Annotated in this window: 21 protein-coding genes; 9 read left to right on the forward strand and 12 right to left on the reverse strand. The window is 60.8% G+C overall.

Annotation, left to right across the window (positions count from 1 at the left end; translation table 11 throughout):
* Positions 1-236: 236 nt before the first annotated feature.
* Complete coding sequence (rpsB, locus tag BSY240_RS03710) at positions 237-1,004, reverse strand: 30S ribosomal protein S2 (protein ID WP_054151307.1); 768 nt, start codon at positions 1,002-1,004, stop codon at positions 237-239.
* Positions 1,005-1,193: 189 nt separating this feature from the next.
* Positions 1,194-2,024 (reverse strand): cell envelope integrity EipB family protein, encoded by an 831-nt coding sequence (locus BSY240_RS03715; RefSeq protein WP_054151306.1) that lies wholly within the window; start codon positions 2,022-2,024, stop codon positions 1,194-1,196.
* A 116-nt stretch (positions 2,025-2,140) separates the two neighbouring features.
* Between BSY240_RS03715 and BSY240_RS03720 the strand changes: the two genes are divergently transcribed.
* The 4 genes from BSY240_RS03720 to BSY240_RS03735 all read left to right on the forward strand — a co-directional run bounded on the left by BSY240_RS03720 (position 2,141) and on the right by BSY240_RS03735 (position 5,040).
* Entirely contained in the window at positions 2,141-2,611 is a 471-nt protein-coding gene (locus tag BSY240_RS03720) for a RidA family protein (RefSeq protein ID WP_054151305.1), read from the forward strand.
* Positions 2,608-3,339, forward strand: coding sequence for a glycerophosphodiester phosphodiesterase (locus BSY240_RS03725; RefSeq protein ID WP_069041451.1), 732 nt, complete (start codon positions 2,608-2,610; stop codon positions 3,337-3,339). The genes BSY240_RS03720 and BSY240_RS03725 overlap by 4 nt, the downstream gene beginning before the upstream one ends.
* 10 nt (positions 3,340-3,349) lie before the next feature.
* The gene (locus BSY240_RS03730) at positions 3,350-4,549 is read left to right on the forward strand and encodes a GNAT family N-acetyltransferase (RefSeq protein ID WP_069041452.1); all 1,200 of its coding nucleotides are present in this window, start codon (positions 3,350-3,352) and stop codon (positions 4,547-4,549) included.
* Positions 4,550-4,620: 71 nt separating this feature from the next.
* Positions 4,621-5,040: an HIT family protein gene (locus tag BSY240_RS03735; RefSeq protein ID WP_069041453.1), complete on the forward strand. Its 420-nt coding sequence runs from the start codon at positions 4,621-4,623 to the stop codon at positions 5,038-5,040.
* Between the two features lie 30 nt (positions 5,041-5,070).
* On the opposite strand, the gene BSY240_RS03740 is transcribed toward BSY240_RS03735, so the two are convergent.
* The 8 genes from BSY240_RS03740 to cysE all read right to left on the reverse strand — a co-directional run bounded on the left by BSY240_RS03740 (position 5,071) and on the right by cysE (position 11,319).
* A complete protein-coding gene (locus BSY240_RS03740; RefSeq protein ID WP_069041454.1) occupies positions 5,071-5,259 on the reverse strand; it encodes a hypothetical protein in 189 nt (62 codons plus the stop codon).
* Between the two features lie 90 nt (positions 5,260-5,349).
* Positions 5,350-5,679, reverse strand: a complete 330-nt coding sequence (locus BSY240_RS03745; RefSeq protein ID WP_150127395.1) for an AzlD domain-containing protein — start codon at positions 5,677-5,679, stop codon at positions 5,350-5,352.
* Entirely contained in the window at positions 5,679-6,461 is a 783-nt protein-coding gene (locus tag BSY240_RS03750; protein WP_069041456.1) for an AzlC family ABC transporter permease, read from the reverse strand. Before BSY240_RS03750 ends, BSY240_RS03745 begins: the two co-directional genes overlap by 1 nt.
* Before the next feature lie 72 nt (positions 6,462-6,533).
* Positions 6,534-9,011, reverse strand: coding sequence for an ATP-dependent Clp protease ATP-binding subunit ClpA (gene clpA, locus BSY240_RS03755; RefSeq protein ID WP_069041457.1), 2,478 nt, complete (start codon positions 9,009-9,011; stop codon positions 6,534-6,536).
* A 9-nt stretch (positions 9,012-9,020) separates the two neighbouring features.
* Positions 9,021-9,368: an ATP-dependent Clp protease adapter ClpS gene (gene clpS / locus BSY240_RS03760; RefSeq protein WP_054151297.1), complete on the reverse strand. Its 348-nt coding sequence runs from the start codon at positions 9,366-9,368 to the stop codon at positions 9,021-9,023.
* A gap of 241 nt (positions 9,369-9,609) precedes the next feature.
* Positions 9,610-9,957 carry a phasin family protein gene (locus BSY240_RS03765; protein ID WP_069041458.1) on the reverse strand — a complete coding sequence of 116 codons (348 nt, stop codon included), beginning with the start codon at positions 9,955-9,957 and terminating at the stop codon, positions 9,610-9,612.
* Between the two features lie 206 nt (positions 9,958-10,163).
* Entirely contained in the window at positions 10,164-10,367 is a 204-nt protein-coding gene (locus BSY240_RS03770; protein ID WP_006728476.1) for a DUF3126 family protein, read from the reverse strand.
* A gap of 127 nt (positions 10,368-10,494) precedes the next feature.
* Positions 10,495-11,319 carry a serine O-acetyltransferase gene (cysE, locus tag BSY240_RS03775; protein ID WP_069041459.1) on the reverse strand — a complete coding sequence of 275 codons (825 nt, stop codon included), beginning with the start codon at positions 11,317-11,319 and terminating at the stop codon, positions 10,495-10,497.
* A gap of 71 nt (positions 11,320-11,390) precedes the next feature.
* On the opposite strand from cysE, the gene BSY240_RS03780 reads away from it, so the two are divergent.
* Positions 11,391-12,194 (forward strand): enoyl-CoA hydratase-related protein, encoded by an 804-nt coding sequence (locus BSY240_RS03780; protein ID WP_069041460.1) that lies wholly within the window; start codon positions 11,391-11,393, stop codon positions 12,192-12,194.
* Between the two features lie 3 nt (positions 12,195-12,197).
* On the opposite strand, the gene BSY240_RS03785 is transcribed toward BSY240_RS03780, so the two are convergent.
* The gene (locus BSY240_RS03785) at positions 12,198-12,983 is read right to left on the reverse strand and encodes an alpha/beta fold hydrolase (protein ID WP_069041461.1); all 786 of its coding nucleotides are present in this window, start codon (positions 12,981-12,983) and stop codon (positions 12,198-12,200) included.
* A 163-nt stretch (positions 12,984-13,146) separates the two neighbouring features.
* Between BSY240_RS03785 and BSY240_RS03790 the strand changes: the two genes are divergently transcribed.
* Entirely contained in the window at positions 13,147-13,392 is a 246-nt protein-coding gene (locus BSY240_RS03790; protein WP_054151292.1) for a zinc-finger domain-containing protein, read from the forward strand.
* Between the two features lie 28 nt (positions 13,393-13,420).
* Complete coding sequence (locus BSY240_RS03795) at positions 13,421-14,584, forward strand: FAD-dependent monooxygenase (protein WP_069041462.1); 1,164 nt, start codon at positions 13,421-13,423, stop codon at positions 14,582-14,584.
* 12 nt (positions 14,585-14,596) lie between these two features.
* Here BSY240_RS03795 and BSY240_RS03800 read toward each other — a convergent pair whose 3' ends face one another.
* Positions 14,597-15,787: a cystathionine beta-lyase gene (locus BSY240_RS03800; protein ID WP_069041463.1), complete on the reverse strand. Its 1,191-nt coding sequence runs from the start codon at positions 15,785-15,787 to the stop codon at positions 14,597-14,599.
* 356 nt (positions 15,788-16,143) lie between these two features.
* Between BSY240_RS03800 and BSY240_RS03805 the strand changes: the two genes are divergently transcribed.
* Entirely contained in the window at positions 16,144-17,172 is a 1,029-nt protein-coding gene (locus BSY240_RS03805) for an amino acid ABC transporter substrate-binding protein (protein WP_054151289.1), read from the forward strand.
* A 166-nt stretch (positions 17,173-17,338) separates the two neighbouring features.
* Positions 17,339-18,532, forward strand: a complete 1,194-nt coding sequence (locus BSY240_RS03810) for an amino acid ABC transporter permease (RefSeq protein ID WP_054151288.1) — start codon at positions 17,339-17,341, stop codon at positions 18,530-18,532.
* Positions 18,533-18,534: the final 2 nt, after the last annotated feature.

Consider the following 18,534-nt stretch of genomic DNA (forward strand, 5'->3'; position numbering starts at 1 on the left):
GGCGGACGATCCGTGGCTTTGGGCGAACGGAGGACCGCTATGTTGGGGACGAAATGTACCCGGATGTATGACAACGTGATGAAGCAGGTCACCACGGAAACAATCGGCCGTCTTCGACGCCCTCTCGCCTATGGCAAGCGGCATCCGGAAGAACGGAGGCCGCCCGCTGCTCGAAGAGCGCACAGGCGGCCATTCCCTTGACGGGAAAAGCGGCGGGAGCCCGCCGCTATACGCGATTATGCGTCGGCTTCGGTTTCGAGAGCCGGCTCGATCGGAGCTTCGGCAGAGGCGCCGATGTCACGACCGGAAGCGCCCTGCTGGCGAGCAATGCCGTCGATGGCAGCGCGCGAGATCAGTTCGCAGTAGAGAGCGATGGCGCGCGAAGCGTCGTCATTGCCCGGGATCGGATAGTCGATCAGGTCCGGATCGCAGTTCGAGTCGATGACAGCAACAACCGGGATGCCGAGGCGCTTGGCTTCGTCGATCGCGATCTTTTCCTTGTTGGTATCGATGATGAACATCAGGTCCGGGGTGCCGCCCATGTCGCGGATACCGCCGAGAGCCTTTTCAAGCTTCTCGCGTTCGCGCTCAAGGTTCAGGCGCTCCTTCTTGGAGTAGCCAGAGGCTTCCGAGGCCAGGATCTCGTCGAGCTTGCGCAGACGGGCGATCGAGTTCGAAATGGTCTTCCAGTTGGTCATCATGCCGCCGAGCCAGCGGGAGTTGACGTAGTACTGGGCCGAACGCTTGGCGGAATCAGCGATGATTTCCGAAGCCTGACGCTTGGTGCCGACAAACAGAACGCGGCCGCCACGAGCGACGGTGTCGGACACGACCTGAAGGGCGCGCGACAGCATCGGAACGGTCTGAGCCAGGTCGATGATGTGGATGTTGTTACGATCGCCGAAGATGTACGGCTTCATCTTCGGGTTCCAGCGGTGCGTCTGGTGACCGAAGTGAATGCCAGCTTCCAGAAGCTGACGCATGCTAAAATCAGGCAATGCCATGCCTTTTTCTCCTTTTCCGGTTGAACCCCCGTGAAGCAAACAGCAGACCTTTCGGCCTGCCACCGGGCGGAAGCGGCAGGATTTCTCCCTGTCGATCCCAAGCCTCACGTGTGGAATAAGGCCGGCCATACAGGGGCGCCGGTCAAAAATCAAGGGTAAAACAAGCGATTTCCAGGCGTGCAGGCAGCTTTACGGGCAACCAACGTCCGGCTTGCCGAGAACTTCGAGCTTGGTCAGCTTGCCGGCCAGAACGAAATCGCCGTAGTCCAGCGTCAGGTCGCGTGTGACGCCGTTATCATACAGCTTGAAAGACTGACTGTAGATCGGCTCCTGATCGCCCCTGGTCTTCTCATCGAAATAGGCGATCGACACGGGCCAGTAGTCCTGGGCGCCGAGCGACTCCAGGGCTTTGGCTTCCGGATCTGTGTCGCTCGACTTCGTCGGGCCACCGACGATGGTCGTGGTCAGGTAGGTCTGGTCGCCATCCTCGGAGCCGTCGAAGATCCGCGATTCGAAGACCTGTTCACCCTTTCGCGCCCGGGCGATCACTTCGAGCATGTGCTCGGCCGGAAACCGGCTATCGGCAAGCTCGAGCGCCCGCTTGTCGGGGCCGGTCAGCTCGATCTTGACCTTGCCGCCGGCTTCGGCCGCGGCGCCGCTGACATCCTTGTCGAGCTGATCGTCGGTGAAGGACTTGTTCTCAAAGCGAAATGTGCCAGCCGCGACATCTTCGAAGGTGGAAGAACGCTGGTCGGTGACACGCACGCCCTCACCGACGTCGATGCGGGTGACGAAACGGAACTGGGTGTTGAAGCCCTTGCAGGCCGAGCCGCTGAATTCATAGACCATGCGGCCGCGTACCGATTCGATACCGGAGCGGTCGGACGCTTCCTTCAGCCCGATCTCGTAGACGGCGCGATGCGGCACGAGGCCGACGGTCGCCGCGGATGCAACCTGCCCGGTCGCACCAAAGGCAGCCAGGGAAAGCGTCGCACGGACCGCCATTCGCAAAGGAAACATCGACACCCTCCTGTTGAACTCGTCGTCGATGTTATAAGAACACATCCGGCAAAAGCGAGACATGCTTTTCGTCACCGCAACTTTCTCAACTTTTATCAACAGACCGGGAATCGACCATGTCCGACACAATCGACGGCCGCCTTGCAGCGCTGGGCATCAGCCTGCCGGAAGCCGCAGCCCCCGCCGCCAATTACGTGCCCTATGTGATCAGCGGAAACCTGCTATTCCTCTCGGGACAGTTGCCGATTGAAGGCGGAAAAGTGGCGGTGATCGGTCTCGTCGGTGGCGATGTCGCGCTTGCCGAGGCCCAGAGAGCGGCCGAACTCTGCGCCATCAACATCCTTGCCCAGGCGAAAGCGGCGCTGTCCGGCGACCTTTCGCGGATCAACCGTGTCGTGAAGCTGAATGGTTTTGTTGCATCCGCTCCGGGCTTCATCGAGCAGCACCTTGTCATCAACGGCGCCTCGAACTTGATTGCAAACGTGCTGGGTGACGCCGGCAAACATGCACGCGCGGCCGTGGGCGTTGCGCAGCTGCCGCTGAATGCCGCCGTCGAAATCGACGCCATCCTGGAGATTGCCCTGTGAGCCATATCGACTGGATCAAGGACGTCCCCGTCGCCCATCGCGGCTATCACGACATGAACAGAGAGATCTGGGAAAACACACTATCGGCCTTCAGCCGGGCGATCGAGGCAGGCTTTGCCATCGAATGCGACATCCAGCTTTCGTCCGACAGCGTGCCGATGGTCTTCCACGACCACGATCTGCAGCGGCTCTGCAACATGAATGGTGAAGTGCGCGAGCGCACAGCCGGCGAATTGCGGATGCTGTCGATCGGCGGCACGGCAGACAAGATCCCGACGCTTCGCCAGATGCTCGATCTCGTGAAGGGCCGGGTGCCGCTGGTGATCGAACTCAAGGGCCTCGATGCCGAGCAGGATGACGGTTTCGTCGAGGCCGTGCTTGAGGTGCTCGAGGGTTACGAAGGCAAGGTCGCGCTGATGAGCTTCGACTATCACCTGCTGCGGGCATTGAAGGTCGCGGAATGCCCCTGGCCCATCGGCCTGACTGCGGAAGGCGTGAAGCCGGAAAACTTTGCGGCGCATCGCGAAGCCATGGATCTCGGGCTTGATTTCACGTCGTATTGCGTCGCCCATCTGCCGAATGATTTTGTCGCAGACCTGCGTGAAAAGGGCGCGCCCGTGATTACCTGGACAGTCAGGGATGAAATCATGCGGGCACAGACCTATAAATATGCAGACCAGATGACATTCGAAGGCTTCGACCCGCGCCAGTCGCCGGCGATCGCCTGACGGGAGATCCATGGCAGACGAGGTGACAATCCGTGTAGTGCGCTCCTTCAAGGAGATCGCTTCCGCCGAATGGGGAGAGCTCACTGGAGCGTCCCGCTCCGCCCCAGGCTACAACCCCTTCACCTCGTTTGCCTTTCTCTCGTCCGTCGAGGAGTCGGGTTCCGCAACCGCCGAGACAGGCTGGATGGGCCACCATCTGCTGCTTGAACAGGAAGGGCGCCTCATCGGCGCCATTCCCTGTTATCTGAAGAGCCACAGTCAGGGCGAATATGTCTTCGACCATGGCTGGGCGGATGCCTTCCACAGGGCCGGCGGACGCTACTATCCCAAGCTCCAGGCTTCCATCCCTTTCACTCCCGCCACCGGGCCCCGGCTGCTCGTCCGACAGGGCGAGGACGTATCTCGCGTCCAGGCGCTACTCGCCCAAGGACTGCAGCAGGTCGCCCGCGAACTCGGGACATCCTCGGCGCATGTGACGTTCCTGCCGCAAGGGGAGCTTACTGCCCTCACGGAAGCCGGCTTTCTGCAGCGTACGGACCAACAGTTCCATTTCATCAATCGCGGCTATGTCGATCACGAGGCATTTCTCGCCGAACTCTCCTCGTCGAAACGCAAGAACCTGCGCAAGGAAAGGCGCAGCGCGCTCGAGAACGGCATCAGCATCGACTGGCTGACGGGCAGCGATTTGACCGAGGAGATCTGGGACCAGTTCTTCCGCTTCTACATCGACACCGGTAGCCGCAAATGGGGCCGGCCTTACCTGACACGCCAGTTCTACTCGCTGGTCGGCGAGCGCATGCCGGACGACGTCCTGCTCGTGATGGCAAAACGTGACGGTCGCTATGTGGCCGGCGCCATCAACTTCATCGGTTCGGACGCACTTTATGGTCGCCACTGGGGCTGCGCCGAGGACCACCCCTTTCTGCATTTCGAAGTCTGCTACCATCAGGCAATCGACTTCGCGCTTCACAAGGGCCTTGCCCGTGTCGAAGCCGGCGCCCAGGGCGAACACAAGCTCGCGCGCGGCTATGAACCCGTCACCACACATTCCGCCCACTTCATTGCCCACCCCGGGCTGCGCCGGGCCGTCGCCGACTATCTCGAACACGAACGGCGCGAAGTGGCCCAGGTCGGGGAGTATCTCGGGGAACATACACCTTTCCGCAAGGGCGAGCGCCAACCGCGCGAGGGCGAGGAATTCGACGGTTGAGAGCCGCAAGCTCAGGCTTGAAGCACAGCGTTCCTTGCCGTTAAGTGGCCGCAGAAATCGAGGAGACCACCATGACCGCCTATGATCCCAACAACATCTTCGCCAAGATCCTGGCCGGCGACATTCCGTCGGTGAAACTCTACGAGGATGAAAACACACTGGCGTTCATGGATGTCATGCCGCAGGCGCCGGGGCACTTGCTCGTCATTCCCAAAAAGGGGTCGCGCAACCTGCTCGACGCAGACCCGGCAGTGCTGTCGGCGCTGATGCCTGTCGTGCAAAAGCTTGCCAACGCCGCGAAGGACGCCTTTGACGCCGACGGCGTCTATATCGCGCAGTTCAACGAACCGGCAGCCGGGCAGACCGTCTTCCACCTGCACTTCCACGTCATCCCGCGCCATGAGGGCGTGCCGCTCAAGCCGCATGCGGGCGGCATGGCCGATGTCGACGTGTTGAAAGCTCAGGCCGAGAAGATCAAGGCGGCGCTCTGAAGCGAGCGCCAGCCCGATATCGCCGCGCCATCAGCCAATGAAGCCGCCGATCACCAACACGGCGGCAACACCGACGAGCGAGAGCACCATCAACGGAAAGGAGCCTGTCGCGCTCCAGCCGCCACTGCGGGCCGCCGTCTTGCGCAGGTCATCAGGCAAGACCTTGAAACGGGGTGGGTCCCCGTGCTTCAGCTTTCGGAAGCGTACTACCTTTGACATTTCGCTATCCTCTGGTTGATCGGATACCCGATCTGGGAAGCGAAATGTGGTAATTCCAGCGATCACACGCGTCTGTGAACGGAGATGATGTCAGAGCCAGAGCAGGCCCGCACCCAGGATCGCCAGGGGAACCACAACACCGACGATGACGCGCTGGCCGGCCAGCAGGAAAGCAGCAAAGCCGATACCGGCCGCCGCGAGCCTCAGCCAGAGCGGAGAGCTCTCGAGTGTACCCGTCGGGAAGACGACGAGTTTTGCCGTCACCGCCATCACCAGCGCCGTCGCGACCGCCCTCACCCAGTTTAGTGCTTCGGATCCCTCCTGCAGCCGGTTTCCGGCCAGCACGCCGAGCCAGCGCCACATGTCCGTAGCAAGCCAACCGGCGACGATGATGACGATGTAGGGCCAATAGTCCTGCATCAAACCACCTCGTCTGCATGGGTGGTAGGATCGATGCCAGCGGCGGTCGCCTGCTTCTGCCCTGCCCGGATCACATAGCGGTCGAATAGGTAGGCCAGCGTGCCGCCGCCAAGGCCGGCAATCAGAATGTCGAAACCGGGCACGACCAGCGCCAGGAGCGGGCCTGAGACGGCGCCGACGACGAAGCCCACCTTGACGACGGACTGCCGGCCCGTCGCCCAGATGGAGGCGATGAAGTAAACCGGGGTGAGGAAGAACAGAAGACCGGCAATCACGGGCGGGAACTTCGCCACCAGCCCATAACAGACACCGACGAGGATGGTGTTGATCGTCACCAGCGTGATGCCGAAGCCGGCGAAATAGGCGACCCGCCCTTCCCTCGGCACATTCTTGAAGCTGCCCATCGCAAAGACCCAGGCGGTTATCGCGATGAAATGCGACAGGAACAGCAAAAGCCAGGTCGGCGTGCGTTCGGTGCGCATTTCCGGCACGAGCGAGGCGACCATGGGCATCATGCGGATGGAAGAGAGCGAGACGGCCAGGAAGATCGCCAGCAGATTGGCGCCGCTGGTCATCGTGCCGATCAGAATCATCTTGGCCGGCAGCGCCCACACCGCCGCTGTCATGAACATCGCTTCCGCGCGGCTGACACCCGATTCAAGTGCGAAGGCAGAAAAGCCGACGAAGGAAATCATCAGGATGATCGCAGGCAGGCTGTAGAGCCCGCGCATGCCGGTGAAAAACCACCGTGTTTGGGAAATATCGGAAGAGGCCGAAGACATCTGAAAATCCGGATCGGCAAAAAGAAAGTGCCGGGCGGAACGCCCGGCACGGGTCTCTCAAGCTTGGGGTGCTTACTTCTTCTTCGGCACCTTCGGCACGGCGGAGCGTTTCGGCTGCTTCGGTGCCTCATCGATGAGGGCGACATCCCCCTCATCGACAATCGCCGTGGCCTTTGCCGCCGGCTTGCGCTTCGCCTTGGCAGGCTTAGCCGATGCCACTTCGGCTTCCGGCTTCGGCTTGACGGCTGGCACCTCTGCAATCGACTCCAGATCGAGCACTTCCGCGCCGGTGTCGTCGGTCTTGGTCCCGACCTTGACGACGCCACCCTTCTTCAGCTTGCCGAAGAGGATCTCGTTGGCAAGCGGCTTCTTGATGTGCTCCTGGATCACGCGACCCAGCGGACGGGCACCCATCTTCTCGTCGTAACCGCTCTTCGCCAGCCAGGCGATCGCGGATTCGGACAGATCGAAGGTCACGTTGCGCTCGGACAGCTGGGCTTCCAGCTGCATGACGAACTTCTGCACCACCTGATGGATGACTTCCGTCGGCAGCGGTGCGAACGGGATCGTCGCATCGAGGCGGTTGCGGAATTCCGGCGTGAACAGGCGGTTGAGCGCCTCTTCGTCTTCGCCGGTGCGCTTGGACGAACCGAAGCCGATGGCCGACTTCGCCATTTCTGACGCGCCCGCATTGGTCGTCATGATCAGGATGACGTTGCGGAAGTCGATCTTCTTGCCGTTGTGATCGGTCAGCTGGCCATGGTCCATGACCTGCAGCAGGATGTTGTAGATATCCGGATGCGCCTTCTCGATTTCATCGAGCAGCACGACCGAATGCGGGTGCTGGTCGACGCCATCGGTCAGAAGACCGCCCTGGTCGAAGCCAACATAGCCGGGAGGCGCACCGAGCAGACGCGATACCGTGTGCCGCTCCATGTATTCCGACATGTCGAAACGCAGGAGCTCGACACCGAGCGACGACGCCAGCTGCTTGGCTACTTCCGTCTTGCCGACGCCCGTCGGACCGGAGAAGACATAAGAGCCGATCGGCTTGTTCGGTTCACGCAGGCCGGCACGGGCAAGCTTGATCGAGGTTGAGAGGGCTTCGATTGCCTTGTCCTGACCGTAGACGACGGAACGCAGTTCCTTTTCGAGATTGGCGAGCACCATCTCGTCGTCCTTCGACACCGTCTTCGGGGGAATGCGTGCCATCGTCGCGATGGTAGCCTCAATCTCCCTCTCGGTGATCAGCTTGCGGCGACGCGAGGCCGGCAGCAGCATCTGGGCCGCACCCGTCTCGTCGATCACGTCGATCGCCTTGTCCGGCAGCTTGCGGTCGGAGATGTAGCGGGCCGAAAGCTCGACAGCCGACTTGATCGCTTCGTTGGTGTAACGGAGCTTGTGGTAGTCCTCGAAATAGGGCTTCAGGCCCTTCATGATCTCGATCGCATCATCGATCGAAGGCTCGTTGACGTCGATCTTCTGGAAGCGGCGGACGAGCGCCCGGTCCTTTTCGAAGAACTGGCGATATTCCTTGTACGTGGTCGAACCGATGCAACGGATCGCACCTGAAGAGAGCGCCGGCTTCAAGAGGTTCGACGCATCCATGGCGCCGCCAGAGGTAGCGCCCGCGCCGATCACCGTATGGATCTCGTCGATGAACAGCACGGCACCCGGATAGTCCTCGAGCTCCTTGACCACCTGCTTCAGGCGCTCCTCGAAGTCACCGCGATAGCGGGTGCCGGCGAGCAGCGTGCCCATGTCGAGCGAGAAGATCGTTGCATCAGCAAGCGCTTCCGGCACCTTGCCTTCAACGATGCGCTTGGCGAGACCTTCGGCGATCGCGGTCTTGCCGACGCCGGGATCACCCACGTAAAGCGGGTTATTTTTGGAGCGACGGCACAGAACCTGGATGGTGCGGTTCACTTCGTCGTGGCGACCGATCAGGGGATCGATACGGCCAGTCTTGGCCTTCTCATTGAGATTGACGCAATAGGCCTTCAGAGCCTCCTGCTTGCCCTTGGCGGAGGCTTCATCCGGCTCACGGCCCTGCTTGGCCTCGGGCTCGCCTTCATCCGAGCCGCGCGGGCTGCGAACCTGCGACGCACCCGGACGCTTGCCGATGCCATGGGAGATGTAGTTGACCGCATCGTAGCGGGTCATTTCCTGTTCCTGCAGGAAGTAGGCGGCATTGCTCTCGCGCTCGGCGAAGATCGCAACGAGCACATTGGCGCCGGTCACTTCCTCGCGACCCGAGGACTGGACATGGATCACGGCCCGCTGGATGACGCGCTGGAAGCTCGAAGTCGGCTTCGAATCCTCGTCATAGCCGGTAATGAGATTGGCGAGATCGTTATCGACGAAATCGGCGACAGTCTTTCGCAAGGCATCGAGGTTGACGTTGCAGGCCCCCATGACGGCGGCGGCATCAGCGTCGTCGATCAGAGCGAGCAGCAGGTGCTCCAGCGTCGCATATTCGTGATGACGCTCGTTGGCGTAGGTCAGGGCCTGATGCAGCGCTTTTTCGAGGCTGGGTGAAAATGTTGGCACGTCTGATCCTCACTTCTTTTCCATGACGCATTGAAGCGGATGTTCATGTTGCCTGGCGAAATCCATCACCTGTGAGACTTTGGTTTCGGCGACTTCGTAGGTGAAGACACCACACTCCCCGACACCATGATTGTGGACGTGCAGCATGATGCGGGTGGCGGCTTCCCTGTCCTTCTGGAAAAAGCGCTCCAAGATGTGGATCACGAATTCCATCGGGGTGTAGTCGTCGTTCAGAAGCAGGACGCGATACAGGTTCGGCTTCTTCGTCTTCGGCTTGGTGCGGGTGATCACCGAGGTGCCGCGATTGGCATTGTCCCCGTCACCCTGGCTCTGCATGAAGACCGGCTTGGCAGTCATTTCAGTTCATTCTCCGTTGTCCGGCCGGTTTGCCGTTACACATCGGTGCGGACGAACACTCAGCACAGTAAGGTAGTTCATTATGCGGTGATTTTAAGCCCCCCAGGCTGCCATGACGACAATTTGTCACGAAGCCCGGAAATGCGAGGAAATGGAAGAATTAGGTTATACCAGCAGCCACAAATGACAAGACCGGCCGTGCGGGGCACGGCCGGTCTCGAATGTTACGCGCAAGCTTCGATCAGGCAGCAGAAGACATTGGCGCCATGGCCTTGCCGACAACACCCTCGTAGGGCTTGTAAGCGATCTTGGCGAGATCAGCATACATTTCGCCCATCTTGGTCGCTTCGGCAACGAAACTCTCATAGGAGGACTTCATGAAGGTCGTCTGGAGCTCGAAAGCAGCTTCAACGCTCTTCACCGATGTCAGGGCTTCCATGTAGGACGCCATGTCCTGGAACGACTTCTTGGAGTAGTCGGTCGCTTCTGTGGCGATCGCCTGAAAACCCTTGGTGACTTCCGAATAGTTCTTCATCATGGCTTCCATGGCTTCCTTGCCCTTCTTGCTGGCGTCATCGATATTGATCATGCGGACACTCCTCCTTGTTGGGCATATCAGATAGCGCGAAGATAGCAGTCGCACAAAAAGGGTCAAGTGAATTTGTGCGGCGCACAACAATCGTCAATTGTAAGCCGGATAAGGAAATGGGGCCGCACCAACAGGCGCAGCCCCATCTTCATGACACTTCTTTTGGCGCGCTAGCGCTCTTCAGCGCCTTGCAGAGATCCCTGCGATCAAAGGTCGACGTCGAGGATCGCCATCGAGAAATTGTAGGAGAGATCGCCGTCTTCGTCGTCCTTGAAGACAACGCCGAGGAACTCGTCACCGACATACACTTCAGCGGAATCGTCCTTGCGCGGACGGGCCTTCACACTCATCGTCGGGTTGAAGGTGCGCTTGAAATAGGCGTCGAGCTTCTTCAGTTCTTCGGGCTTCACACTGCGTCTCCGTGGACTGTTTCTGGGGTGCGCGCTTGTCGCACGGGCATTCCGGACCTGTAAAGACGCGAAGTGAAGTTTGCCCCAGGGAACCCGGGCAAACCTTGCCGTTCACGTTCTCGTGCTGTCAGTCGTCCGAAGCGATCATCTGGTCCATTGAGCGCGCCGGCTCGGCACAACCCGCCTCCCCGACCACGCGTGCGGGAACGCCGGCGACTGTTGTGCATTTCGGCACGGGCTTTAGAACGACAGAACCTGCAGCGATGCGCGAGCAGCTGCCCACTTCAATGTTGCCGAGGACCTTGGCACCTGCTCCGATCATCACGCCATCACCGATCTTCGGATGTCGATCTGCACCTTCCTTGCCGGTACCACCCAGGGTAACACCATGAAGAATGGAAACATTGTCTCCGATGCGTGCGGTTTCGCCAACGACGAGACCGGTGGCGTGATCGAGGAAGATGCCCTTGCCGATCCGTGCGGCCGGGTTGATGTCGGTCTGGAACATGTTGGACGAGCGGCTTTGCAGGTAAAGCGCAAAGTCCTTGCGACCATTGTTCCACAGCCAATGGGCCAGACGGTGGGTCTGGATCGCATGGAATCCCTTGAAATAGAGCACCGGCTCGAGGAACCTCGTGCAGGCCGGATCGCGGTCGTAGACGGCCTGGATGTCGACGCGGAGAATACCGGTCCATTCCGGCCAGTCGGCCATCATCGCTTCGAAAGCCTGACGCAACACGATCGCGGGCACGTCGGAGTGATCGAGCCGTTCGCAGATCCGGTAGATAACACAATCCTCTAGCGAGCGGTGGCTGAGGACCGTCGAGTGGAAGAAGGCCGCCAGCATAGGATCGCGATCGGCGGCCACGCGGGCTTCATGCCGCAGGCTATCCCAGATCGGATCCATGGACTTGACAGTCTCGGTCTTGAGGACGTCGTTGTGTGCGACCATTGCCGGTCTCCTCATTCGTCGTAGAGACGCCTTATATAGTCCAAGACCTGATGAACTCAAATGGGGGCCGCATGAAACAGTCGATCAGCTTCGCCAATGGCTTTATCAAAGCTTTCGTTGAAGCCGGAACGGGGCTGTTGATCCTCGACAATCCGCAACGCAAGAATGCCGTTACGGCGGCCATGTGGCGGGCGATCCCCGAGGCCATTCATTGGCTGCATGTCGAGGCGGAGGCACGCGTGATCGTGATTTCCGGGGCCGGCACCGCAGACTTCAGCGCCGGAGCAGACATTTCGGAATTTACCGAATTACGCAAGGATACTCAGACCGCACGCGTCTATGAGGCCTCGAACAGCCGCGCGTTTGCAGCCATCCGGGAAGCGCCGGTTCCGATGATCGCGGCGATCAGGGGCGTCTGCTATGGCGGCGGCTTCGGCCTCGCGGCGGCGACCGACTTGAGGATTGCGGCATCCGATGCGGTGTTTGCGGTGCCCGCCGCCAGACTCGGCCTTGCCTATCCGGCCGATGCCGTCCAGGATTTTGTCCGTGGCCTTGGAAGCCAGATGGCACGGCGCGCGCTTTACACCGGCGCCGCGATGAAGGCCTCAGACCTGTTCGGCTGCGGCTTTCTGTCTGAAATCACCGAGCCCGACGAACTGGAGCAGCGCGTAAAAATGCTGGCCGACACCATTGCCGCGAATGCCCCCTTGTCGCTGCGCGCGTCGAAACTGGCCCTGCGCGCCGTCGAACAGGCCGATGATGACCTGCTGCGCGAAGCCGAGATTATTGGTGCAACGACCTTCGAAAGCGCTGACTATCGCGAGGGCCGCTCAGCCTTCGCCGAACGCCGACGGCCTGTTTTCACCGGCCGCTGAGTTTCAGTTTCCGGCTAGTTCCGAATAGAAGTCGAGGGCCGCCTTCTTGAACACCCGGTCGCCAACCGCCAGCATATGGTCGCGATTGGGGATATCGAGCGCCACGGCTCGCGGCATCAGTTCGGCCAGCGCATGCGGCGATCCGGCAATGTCATCCTTGGTCCCCACGCCGATCAAGGTCGGGATCTCGACCCTGGCTATATCCTCCCGACGCACCAGGTCCCGGGAGGTGCGAATGCAGGCGGCAAGTGCCAGACGGTCTGACTTCGTCTGGTCCGCAAAGGCGCGGAACATGCGGCCACGCTCGTGGGTCACGTCTTCGAGCGAGGGCGCAAGCAGTGCGTCGGCGATCGGATCCCAGTCGCCCACACCGTCGCACATGCCGATACCGAGGCCGCCGAAGATCAGCGAGCGAACGCGGTCGGGATGTTCGATCGCCAGGAAAGCGGAAATCCGGGCGCCCATGGAATAGCCCATGACATGGGCATCGGCGATCCCGAGATGGGTGAGCAATGCTGCGGCATCAGCGGCCATCGCCGTCGGATGGTAAGCTTCCGGATCATGCGGCTTGGCGCTTGCGCCATGGCCGCGATTGTCGATGGCGATCACCCGGTAGCCGGCATCGCCCAACGTGCGCAACCAGCCGGGATAGACCCAGTTGACGCTTGCCGAGGAAGCAAAGCCGTGAATCAGCAGCACCGGATCGCCGGCCGGATCTCCATCATCAAAATAGGCGAGGTCTAGCCCATCGTTGCGGAAGCTGGAAAACGGCGGCGCGTCGAGATTCATCGATCAGTCCTTGTGAGCATGGGCCGGCAACCATAGCCATGGTTACGGTGACATCAATTGCCGCAGGCAGATTTTCTGTGACTTTTGCGTCCGCCCGGCTCTACACATTTGGCGATGACGGCGCTAATGTCCGCGCAAATTCGCACAGCATTCGGAGCAAGTCATGGCCGGCCACACCATTCCCCATTTCCAGAACGACGGCGGTCACCGAGTGATCGAAGTCGGCGTGAAAGAATTCATGTGCACCGGCGCCTCTGTGCCCTACGACCATCCGCATATCTTCATCGACATGGGACATGACAACGAAAAGGTCTGCTCCTACTGCTCGACGCTCTTCCGCTACAATCCGAGCCTGAAGGCCGAACAGACCAACCCGCCGGGCTGCGTCTTCCACATCAAGGCGGCGTGACCGCGGCGTCACGATCGGCATAGATTTCATGTCCATCAAGCACGCCGCCATCGTCGGAGCCGGGGTGGCGGGGCTGACTGCTGCCCTGTCGCTGGCCGCCAAGGGCATTTCGTCCGATATCATCGAGCAGGCACCGCAACTCGGAGAAGTCGGCGCCGGCCTCCAGCTATCGCCGAATGCGACCCGCGTCCTCGACGCGCTTGGCGTGCTCGGCGAACTCGAACGTCACTGGCTGGAGCCGACGGCGATCAGCCTGGTTTCAGGCAAGGACCTTCGCCCCCTTGCATCGGTACCCGCCGGTCAATTCGCGAGGAAGCGCTGGGGTCATCCTTACGGCGTTCTCCACCGCTCGACACTCCAGCAAGGGCTTCTGCGGGCCGTGCTCAATCAACCGCTGTGCCGCATGCATCTCGGCCATCGGGTGCAGGGCGTAGGCATTGACGCTCTCGCCGCAATCACTCAGCGCAAACCCGATCTGGTCATTGGCGCCGATGGCGCCTGGTCGGTCGCCCGCGATGCGATCACCGGTGCGCCGAGCGTCAGCTTTTCCGGCAACATCGCCTGGCGCTTCACCATCAGCCGGGCTGCGGCGCCCGCCTTCCTGTCGCGGACGGGTGTGACTGCCTATCTCGGCGCCAAGGCGCATCTCGTCAGCTATCCACTGAACGAGATCGAGGGCTTCAATTTGGTTGCCATTGCAGCCGGCACGAGGAGCGACGAAAGCTGGGCCATCGATGCGGATGCGGCGCGACGCGCGATGCTGCTCGAACAGTTTTCAGGCTGGCATCGCGACATCAGAACAATTCTGGCCGGCGCGGAGCGCCCCACTTTCTGGCCGCTCTATCAGGCTTCAGAGGGCAACTGGCACAATGGGCGCGATACGGTCCTGATCGGGGATGCGGCGCATGCGATGATGCCCTTTTCCGCGCAGGGTGCGGCCATGGCGATCGAGGATGCCTTTGCTCTGGCGGCCCATGTCGCTCGGGCACCCCTGCCCTCGGCCCTTGCCGCCTTTACGAGCGAACGCAAGGCGCGCGCTGCCCGGGTCAAGGCACGCGGCGATTTCAACCGCTTCGCCTACCATGCGCGCGGCCCATTCCGCCTCGGACGAGACATCGTTTTGTCGCTGCGTTCACCCGAGACGCTCGCCGCCGACCTGGACTGGCTCTACGGCCACCGCATCGACGGCTGAGCGATTTTGGCGTCAGACAGACGCTGCCGCTGCAAATCCACGCTCGAGATCAGCGCAGATGTCCTCGACATTCTCGAGGCCGATCTGGAGCCTGATCACGGCGCCGTCGGTGGGACCCTTGCGGATCTTGCGGTCTTCGAGATTGACGAGAACCGCGAGGCTCTCGTAACCGCCCCAGGACCAGCCCAAGCCAAAAAGCTGCAGGGCATCGAGGAAAGCGTGCGCCTTCGGCTTGATCTTGTCCTTGGAGGCTGCCGGAAGGACGAAGGAGAAGACGCCGCTCGCGCCCTTGAAGTCGCGCTTCCAGATGGCATGACCGGGAAAGCTTTCAAGCGCCGGATGCAGGACCTGCCCAACGTCGTCTCGGCCTTCCAGCCAGCGCGCGACCGAAAGAGCACTCTTGCAATGGTGCTCTAGACGCAGGCCCATCGTGCGCAGGCCCCGCAGGATCTGATAGCTGTCATCGGGAGCGCCGCAGATGCCGAGCGTGATGTTCGCTTCCTTCAGCACCGGCCAGTGCTTGGCATTGGCAGAAACGGTCCCCATCAGGATGTCGGAATGGCCCGACGGATATTTCGTGGCGGCGTGGATGGAGATGTCGGCGCCAAAATCCAGGGCGCGGAAATAGAGCGGCGTCGCCCAGGTGTTGTCGATCGTGACCACGCAACCATGCTTGTGCGCCGCGTCGGAGATCGCTCTGATATCCTGCATTTCCATGGTGTTGGAGCCCGGCGCTTCGGTATGCACCAGTCTGGTGTTCGGGCGGATCAGACGCTCGATGTCGGATCCGATCTCGGGATCGTAATACTCCACCTCGACCCCGAGGCGGGTCAGCATCGTGTCGCAGAAGTGGCGGCAGGGCGAATAGACGGAATCGACGATGAGCGCATGGTCACCGGCCGACAGAAAGGCGAGAAAGGGAACCGTGATCGCAGCCAGGCCCGACGGCACCAGGATCGTTCCGGCCGATCCCTCCAGTTCATCAATCGCACGGCACAGAGCATCCGTCGTCGGCGTTCCGCGCGTGCCATAGGTGTAGGGCTGCGTACGCGTTTCCATGGCCCGCGCATTGGGAAACAGGACTGTGGAGGCATGCACGACCGGTGGATTGACGAAGCCGTGGTAGTCGGCCGGATCATAGCCGATATGGCACAGTCTCGTGTCGGTGCCGGCAGACGCCAGCCAGTCTTTGGATTTGCTCATGGATTGACGATTCCTCAGGCTCGGATGTCTTGGTTTTCGCGCCTCATTGAAGAGCGGTCAAGTTGCACAATTCCGTGATCCGCGGCGCAAGTCTTGCAGTTCGAGCACATCAGAACAGTCAAAAAGGCGCGAATTTCATCACTTCAGGCTAAAAACCACACATTTTTGCCTATTTGGAGGGCGAATTTGGTAAATTCGCGCTTTTGTGGCCGTTCTACGGCATAAAGACTTGACCCTGCATGAATTTACGAATGGAATATGAATGCTCGCACCGGGAGGCTGCGAGCCGACGCGCACCGCTGAATTCGGCTGGTGGCCGTCGCTGGCATACAACAAGAGAAAAAAGGTTGGGAAAAATGAACAACAAGTTCCTGTCAGCTGCCATCGGCGCTGCGGTCCTGGGTTTTGGCGCGTCCGCAGCTTCCGCCGCGACGCTTGATGACGTGAAGGCCAAGGGTTTCGTCCAGTGCGGCGTGAACACGGGTCTCGCCGGCTTCGCTTCGCCGGATGCTGCCGGTAACTGGACCGGTTTCGACGTCGATTACTGCAAGGCCGTTGCTGCCGCCGTCTTTGGTGACGCCACCAAGGTCAAGTACACGCCGACCACCGCCCAGAGCCGCTTCACGGCGCTGCAGTCTGGCGAAGTCGACATGCTCGCACGCAACACCACCTGGACCATCAGCCGCGACACCGCGCTCGGCTTCAACTTCCGTACCGTCAACTACTATGACGGTCAGGGCTTCATGGTCACCAAGGGCCTGAACGTCAAATCCGCTCTCGAGCTCTCGGGCGCCGCCGTCTGCGTTCAGTCCGGCACCACGACCGAACTCAACCTCGCCGACTACTTCAAGGCCAACAACCTCGAGTACAAGCCGGTCGTTTTCGAAAAGCTGGAAGAAGTCAACGCTGCCTATCAGGCTGGCCGTTGCGACGTTTACACGACCGACCAGTCGGGCCTGTATTCGCTGCGTCTGACGCTGACCAACCCGGACGATCACATGATCCTGCCGGAAATCATCTCGAAGGAGCCGCTTGGTCCGGCCGTTCGTCAGGGTGACGACCAGTGGTTCGACATCGTTTCGTGGACCCACTACGCCCTGGTACAGGCCGAAGAATTCGGCATCACCCAGGCCAATGTCGACGAAATCAAGTCGTCTTCGACCAACCCGGACATCAAGCGCTTCCTCGGCGCCGAAGCCGACACCAAGATCGGTACCGACCTCGGCCTCACCAATGACTGGGCCTACAACATCATCAAGGGCGTCGGTAACTACGGCGAAGTCTTCGAGCGCAACATCGGCGCCAACACCCCGCTCAAGATCGAGCGCGGCGTGAACGCCCTGTGGACCAACGGTGGCCTGCAGTACGCACCGCCGGTCCGCTAAGATCAGGCTGGACTTTGCGAGGCGGCGAAAGCCGCCTCGCGCTTATCCAGACTACGTGTTCAGACCGGCACACGCGCTGCGGTCAGCGGCGATATCAGAGAATGCCGGCTGTCTCGAAAAACAATAACATTTAGGGCTCACAGAAGCCTCGGGGATTTGGCACAGCATGACAGATCACGCCACCAGTTTGCCCGCCGAAGGGCGGAGCCTTGGCTCGCTGATCTACGATCCGAAAGTAAGATCGATCTTCTTTCAGATCGCTACGATCGCCGTCATGACGTTTATCGTCTGGACCATTGCAAACAACACCATCGCAAACCTCGCCCGCAGCAACACCGCCACGGGCTATGACTTTCTGAACGGCCGTGCCGGTTTCGACATCGGGCAGAGCCTGATCGCCTACACGTCGGATTCGACCTATGGCAGGGCAATTCTCGTCGGCCTGCTGAATACGCTGCTGGTCGCCGCAACCGGTATCGTGACAGCGACCGTGATCGGCTTTCTCATCGGTATCGGTCGTCTGTCGCGGAACTGGCTGATCGCCAAGCTCTGCACTGTCTATGTGGAAGCCTTCCGCAACCTGCCGCCGCTGCTCGTCATCTTCTTCTGGTATTCGGGCGTGCTTTCGACCCTGCCGCAGCCGCGCGATTCGCTGGAACTGCCGTTCTCGACCTTCCTCAACAATCGTGGTCTCGCCTTCCCGAAGCCGATCTGGGGTGATGGCGCGGGCATGATCCCGATAGCGATCGTCGTCGGCATCATCGCGGCCATCGTCGTTTCTCGCTGGGCGAAGGCGCGGCAGATGCGCACCGGCCAGATCTTCCCGACCGGTTGGGTCAGCCTCGGCCTGATCATCGGCCTGCCCGTTCTCGCCTTCCTGGCGGCCGGCTCGCCATTGACGTTCGACTACCCGGTCGCAAGCCGTTTCAACATGTCCGGCGGCGCTGTCATCGCACCGGAGTTCGTTGCGCTTTATCTCGCGCTGTCCTTCTACACCGCTGCCTTCATCGCGGAAATCATCCGTGCCGGCATCAAGGGTGTCTCGAAGGGACAGACCGAGGCTGCGTCCGCGCTCGGCCTGCAGCCGTCGACCACGACGCGTCTTGTGATCGTGCCGCAGGCGATGCGCATCATCATTCCGCCGCTCACCAGCCAGTATCTGAACCTGACGAAAAACTCGTCTCTCGGTGTCGCCGTAGGCTTCCCCGAACTGGTCTCTACCGGCGGGACCACTCTCAACCAGACCGGCCAGGCGATCGAGATCGTATCGATCTGGCTGGTGGTCTATCTCTCCATCAGCATTGTGACCTCGCTCTTCATGAACTGGTTCAATGCAAGAATGGCCCTGGTGGAGCGTTGATC

Origin of the sequence: Agrobacterium sp. RAC06, from assembly GCF_001713475.1 — a bacterium.
Taxonomy (GTDB): domain Bacteria; phylum Pseudomonadota; class Alphaproteobacteria; order Rhizobiales; family Rhizobiaceae; genus Allorhizobium.